Origin of the sequence: Granulicatella sp. 20925_1_45 (genome assembly GCF_041433555.1) — a bacterium.
Lineage (GTDB): Bacteria > Bacillota > Bacilli > Lactobacillales > Aerococcaceae > Granulicatella.
This window is the reverse complement of the sequence record NZ_JAPWBR010000043.1, coordinates 1-900: the sequence shown is the minus strand read 5'-3', so window position 1 is coordinate 900 and position 900 is coordinate 1. Positions and strand designations below refer to the sequence as shown.

The following is a 900-nucleotide window of genomic DNA, read 5'->3' as shown; positions in this document are numbered from 1 at the left end:
CTAATTGCGTAGCTGCTTCAATCGTTTCCTTGAATTCTATATAATCTCTATCCTGAATACATTCACGAAGTGAATGTACAACCTCATAATCATTTTTAAGAGATGGATTGTTTTCTAAGATATAATCCACGATTCCTTTGCTAGTTATAAAGCTTTCGAAAAGCTTATAACGATTATATTTATAGTTCTGAAGTTCGTTAGGATTCTTTAAAATTAACTTCCAATAATGTTTTAACTTTCGATATAATTTAGCGTCTTTATAACGATGCTGATTCATGACACGTACCCGAGTTCGATTTAATTCTCTATTTAAGGCTTGTACGATGTGAAATGGATCAATGATAATTTTTGCGTTAGGAAACATTTCTTTTATTAATTGAATGTATGGTAAGTACATATCGATGGAGATAGTTTTTACTTTTAATCTAGTCTTAGGTTCAAAACGATGAAAATATTGTTTCAGGCTGTAAGATTTTCTATCTCGTACAACATCAACCAACTTGTGTGTAGTACTATCACAAATAATAAAACTCATATTACTATCAGAAGATTTAACGGATTTAAATTCATCAAAACATAAATGCTCAGGTAAATCGTGTAATGGTTTAATGGTCAATAATCGTGCTGTATCATCTATAATACGTCTTACAGTATGAACTGAAACATTTGTTTCTTTTGCGATATATGTTTCAGATACTGTTTCACTAATTTTTGATTTGATTTCATTTTTTAATCGTTTAGAGATATGACAGTGTTTTTCTACGATTCGACTAGTGTCTGCAGTAAATGAAGAGCCGCATTCTCTACAGAGAAATCTCTGCTTGCGTAGATGTAAGTAGGCCGGAAGGCCTGAAACAGAACAGAGAGTGATACGAGATGTTTTCGTGCCGTTTTTAACGA

General features: G+C 32.0%; 1 protein-coding gene. It reads right to left on the bottom strand.

The genetic code is table 11. From position 1 onward, the window contains the following. On the bottom strand, positions 1–900 hold a 900-nt coding region (locus O3798_RS08735), incomplete at both ends, for an ISL3 family transposase (RefSeq protein ID WP_371464300.1).